The organism is Pseudomonas sp. NFACC14 (assembly GCF_900106885.1).
Lineage (GTDB): Bacteria > Pseudomonadota > Gammaproteobacteria > Pseudomonadales > Pseudomonadaceae > Aquipseudomonas > Aquipseudomonas fluorescens_AA.
The window spans coordinates 1-5,359 of the sequence record NZ_FNOA01000050.1 but is presented as its reverse complement, the minus strand read 5'-3'; the positions used below and the strand labels follow the sequence as shown (position 1 = coordinate 5,359).

The following is a 5,359-nucleotide window of genomic DNA, read 5'->3' as shown; positions in this document are numbered from 1 at the left end:
ACCTGACCCAGGACACGATCGATCGCCTGGTGTCGAGCGTGCCGGGCGGTGCCCGTAATGTGCAGGATATCTACCCGCTGGCGCCGTTGCAGGAAGGGATTCTCTATCACCACCTGGCAGCGGAGCAGGGCGACCCCTATGTGCTCCAGTCGCAGTTCGCGTTTGATAGCCTTGGACGCTTCGAGGCGTTCGTCGAGGCGTTGCAGGTGGTGATCGACCGCCACGACATCCTGCGCACCAGCGTGGCCTGGGAAGGCCTGGACGAACCGCTGCAGTTGGTCTGGCGCCAGGTGAAGCTGGCGCCGCAGCGCTTCGAGGCCGATGCCACGGCCGGTGATGTCGCCACACAACTGGCGAGCCGCTTCGATGCGCGCCACTACCGCCTGGACCTGCGCCGTGCGCCGATGCTGCAGTTGGTCTACGCCCAGGATGAGGCCCAGGCCCGCTGGGTGGCGACCCTGCTGTTCCACCACATGGCGCTGGACCATACCGCGCTGGACGTGATGCAGCATGAAATGCAGCTGCACCTGTTGGGGCAAGGCGAGCGATTGGGCGAAGCGATGCCTTATCGCAACTATGTGGCCCAGGCACGACTGGGGGCGAGCGAGGCGGAACACGAGGCGTTTTTCCGCGACATGCTCGGCGATATCGACGAGCCAACACTGCCCTTCGGCCTGCAGGATGTGCAGGGTGACGGCCATGGCATCGATGAGATCCGCGAGCCGGTGGATCCCGTGCTGTCCAGGCGTCTGCGGGCCCAGGCCAGGCAATTGGGCGTGAGTGCCGCCAGCCTGGTGCACCTGGCCTGGGCGCAAGTGCTGGGCAAAGTGTCCGGCAAACCGGATGTGGTGTTCGGTACGGTATTGCTGGGCCGGATGCAGGGCGGTGAAGGGGCCGACCGGGCGCTGGGGATGTTCATCAATACCTTGCCGTTGCGCGTGGACGTGGGCACCCAGGATGTTCGTACCGGGGTCAAGGCGACCCACGCCCGACTGACAGACCTGCTGGGCCATGAACATGCCTCCCTCGCGCTGGCCCAGCGTTGCAGTGGCGTGGCGGCACCGACGCCGCTGTTCAGCGCCTTGCTCAACTACCGTCATAGCGCCGCCGAGGTGACCCAGGATGGCCTCTCGGCCTGGAACGGGATCGAGGCACTCAGTGGTGACGAGCGCACCAACTACCCACTGACCCTCAACGTCGACGACCTGGGGGAAGGTTTCTCCCTCACGGCCCTGGTCGAAACCTCGATCGGTGCCGCACGCATCTGTGGCTACATGCAGATGGCGCTGGACAGCCTGGTCACCGCCCTGGAGCAAGCGCCGCACACTGCGCTGCACGCCTTGACGGTTCTGCCGCCAGCCGAACGCCGGCAGTTGCTGGAAACCTGGAACACCCGGGATGCCGAATACGCCGCAGATGCCCTGATCCATCGTCAGTTCGAAGCCTGGGCAATGGCCCAGCCTGACGCCGTGGCGGTGGTCCATGAAGAACAGACGCTGACTTATGGCCAGCTCAATGCCCGTGCCAACCAGTTGGCCCACAACCTGTTGGCCGTGGGTATTCGTCCGGACGACCGGGTGGCGATCTGTGTCGAGCGCGGCCTGGACATGATCGTCGGCCTGTTGGGCATCCTCAAGGCGGGGGCGGGCTACGTGCCGCTGGACCCGGCCTATCCGGCCGAGCGCATTGCCTACATGTTGCACGACAGCAGCCCGGTAGCGCTGGTGACCCAGCGGGAATGGCGTGAAACCCTGCCGTCATTGAGCGTGCCGACCGTGCTGCTCGATCCGCTCGAAGACAGCGAAATGGAGCAGCAGCCACGGCATAACCCGGATGTACCGGGCCTTGGGGCCAGTCACTTGGCCTATGTGATCTATACCTCCGGTTCCACTGGCTTGCCCAAGGGCGTGATGGTCGAACACCGTAACGTGGCCCGGCTGTTCTCGGCCACGCAACCGTGGTTCGACTTCGGCCCGCAGGACGTCTGGGCACTGTTCCATTCCTTCGCCTTCGACTTCTCGGTCTGGGAAATCTGGGGCGCGCTGACCCAGGGCGGCCGCCTGCTGGTGGTGCCGCAACTGGTCAGCCGCTCCCCGCAATACTGCTATGCGCTGCTGTGTGAGGCCGGAGTGACCATCCTCAACCAGACGCCAAGCGCGTTCCGCCAGTTGATCGCGGCCCAGGGCGAGAGCGAGCTGACCCACAGCCTGCGCCAGGTGATCTTCGGCGGCGAGGCCTTGGAAACCGGGATTCTCAAGCCGTGGTACGCCCGTGAGATCAATGCCGGTACGCAACTGGTAAACATGTACGGCATCACCGAAACCACCGTGCACGTGACCTACCGTGCGCTGTGTGCGGCCGACGCCCAACTGACCGGTGTCAGCCCCATCGGCAAACGCATCCCTGACTTGCAGTTGTATGTGCTCGACGCACAACACGAACCCGTACCGGTCGGTGTGGTCGGCGAAATGTTCGTCGGTGGCGCGGGTGTGAGCCGTGGCTATCTGAATCGCGATGAGCTGACCGCCGAGCGTTTCCTCGACAACCCCTTCAGCGATGAGCCGAACGCCCGCATGTACAAGACCGGTGACCTGGGTCGCTGGCTGGCGGACGGCAGTATCGAATACCTGGGGCGTAACGATGACCAGGTGAAGGTCCGTGGTTTCCGTATCGAACTGGGTGAGATCGAGGCCAAGCTGGCCGCCTGCAACGGCGTGCGTGAAGCCGTGGTCCTGGCGCGCCAGGACACCCCGGGTGACCAGCGCCTGGTGGCCTACGTGATTGCCGAAGAGGGCGAGCCACCGTCGGCGGCCGAACTGCGCGCCGAGTTGTTGGGTTCCCTGGCGGAATACATGGTGCCCAGCGCGTTCGTGATGTTGACGGTATTCCCGCTGACCACCAACGGCAAGCTGGACCGCAAGGCGTTGCCGGTGCCCGACCAGTCCTCGGTGGTGACCCGTGAATACGAGGCGCCTCAAGGCGAGGTCGAGACGGCGATTGCGCGGATCTGGCAAGACCTGCTGCAGGTGGAGCAGGTCGGCCGTCATGACCATTTCTTTGAAATGGGCGGCCATTCGCTGCTGGCAGTGAAGCTGGTCGAGCGCATGCGCCAGATCGACCTGGCTGCCGATGTCCGTGTGCTGTTCGGCCAGCCAACGCTGGCGGCATTGGCGGCGGCCGTAGGCGGCGTGCGCGAAATCGTGGTGCCGGCCAACCTCATTCCCGCCGACTGCACACGGATCACACCGGACATGTTGCCCCTGGTCGATCTGGACCAGGACGGTATCGACCGCGTCGTCGCGTCGGTGCCGGGCGGTGTGCTCAATGTGCAGGATATCTATGCCCTTGCTCCATTGCAGGAGGGGATCCTGTATCACCACCTTGCGGCGGCCCAGGGCGACCCCTATTTGCAATATGTACAATTCACCTACGACAGCCGCGCCCGCTTGGACGACTTCGCCAGGGCGTTGCAAGACGTGGTGTCTCGCCACGATATCCTGCGCACGGGCGTGGTCTGGGAAGGGCTGGACGAACCTGTGCAAGTGGTCTGGCGCGAGGCCCGACTGGGGCTCGATGAGATCGTGCTGGACCCGGCGGCGGGAGATATCGCGCAACAACTGCGCGAGCACCTGCACCCTCGCCATCATCGCCTGGACATCCGTCAGGCACCGATGATGCGCATCGGCTATGCCGAAGACGTGGCGAACAATCGCTGGGTCGGCATGCTGTTGTTCCACCACATGGTCGACGACGCGACGTCTCTGGCCATGCTCACGGCGGAAGTCGAAGCTCATGTGATGGGGCGCGAGCATCTGCTGGCAGCCTCGGTGCCGTATCGCAACTATGTAGCCCAGGCCCGTCTGGGTATCAGCCGCGAAGAACACGAAGGGTTCTTCCGCGAGATGCTGGGCGATGTGACCGAGCCGACGTTGCCGTTCGGCCTGCAGGATGTGCAGGGCGACGGACGTGGGATCGAAGAAGTCCGCCAGCCGGTCGATGGAGTGCTCAGCCAGCGCTTGCGAGCGCAGGCCCGTCAACTCGGGGTGAGCGCGGCGAGCCTGTATCACTTGGCCTGGGCGCAGGTGCTGGGCCGTGTCTCGGGCAAGGACGACGTCGTGTTCGGCACCGTGTTGCTGGGCCGGATGCAGGGCGGCGAGGGCGCCGACCGGGCTCTGGGGATGTTCATCAACACCTTGCCGTTGCGTGTGGAGCTGGGCACGCAGGGTGTACGTGCCGGGGTCAAGGCGACGCATGCACGCTTGACCGCCTTGCTTGGCCATGAGCATGCCTCTTTGGTGCTGGCCCAGCGTTGCAGTGGTGTGACCGCGCCGGCACCGTTGTTCAGCGCGCTGCTGAACTATCGTCACCTCGGTGCGCAGACGGCTTCCAGCGAAGCCATCGCGGCCTGGGAAGGTATCCAGGTACTGGGCGGCGAAGAGCGGACCAACTATCCGCTGACGTTGTCGGTGGATGACCTGGGCGAAGGCTTCAACCTGACCGTCATGGCTGAAGCGTCGATCGGCGCCGGGCGTGTCTGCGGCTATGTGCAATGCGTGCTGGAACATCTGCTGGAGGCGCTGGAGCAGTCGCCCCTGGCGCCATTGGGCGAGTTGCAGATCCTGCCGCCGGCCGAGCGCCGGCAACTGCTGGAAACCTGGAATGCCTCCGATGTGGTCTACGCCGACAATGCGCTGATCCATGGGCAGTTCGAGGCACGTGCGGCGACACAACCTGATGCCGTGGCCGTGGTGTTCGAGAGCCGGACGCTGTCCTATGGCGAACTCAATGCCCGGGCCAACCGACTCGCGCATCATTTGCTGGCCCTGGGCATTCGCCCGGATGATCGGGTGGCGATCTGTGTCGAGCGTGGCCTGGACATGATCGTCGGCCTGTTGGGCATCCTCAAGGCGGGCGCCGGTTATGTGCCGCTGGACCCGGCCTATCCCCTGGAGCGCCTGGCCTTCATGATCGAGGACAGCGCCCCGGTGGCAATCGTCGTGCACACCGCGACCCAAGCGCTGCTGGTCGACGAATCGGTGCGGCTGATTGACCTCGACAATTGCGGATTGGCCAGTCAATCCGTGGAGAATCCGACGGTGTCGGGATTGACGTCGCAGCACCTGGCGTACGTGATCTACACCTCCGGCTCCACCGGTTTGCCCAAGGGCGTGATGGTCGAGCACCGCAACGTGGCCCGGCTGTTCTCGGCCACGCAACCGTGGTTCGACTTCAGCCCGCAGGACGTCTGGGCACTGTTCCATTCCTTCGCCTTCGACTTCTCGGTCTGGGAAATCTGGGGCGCGCTGACCCATGGCGGCCGCTTGTTGGTGGTGCCGCAACTGGTCAGCCGTTCGCCGCA

General features: G+C 64.7%; 1 protein-coding gene. It reads left to right on the top strand.

All coding sequences use genetic code 11. The features are described from left to right. A partial coding sequence (locus BLU85_RS30005) for a non-ribosomal peptide synthetase (protein WP_139212828.1) occupies window positions 1-5,359 on the top strand: 5,359 nt, incomplete at both ends.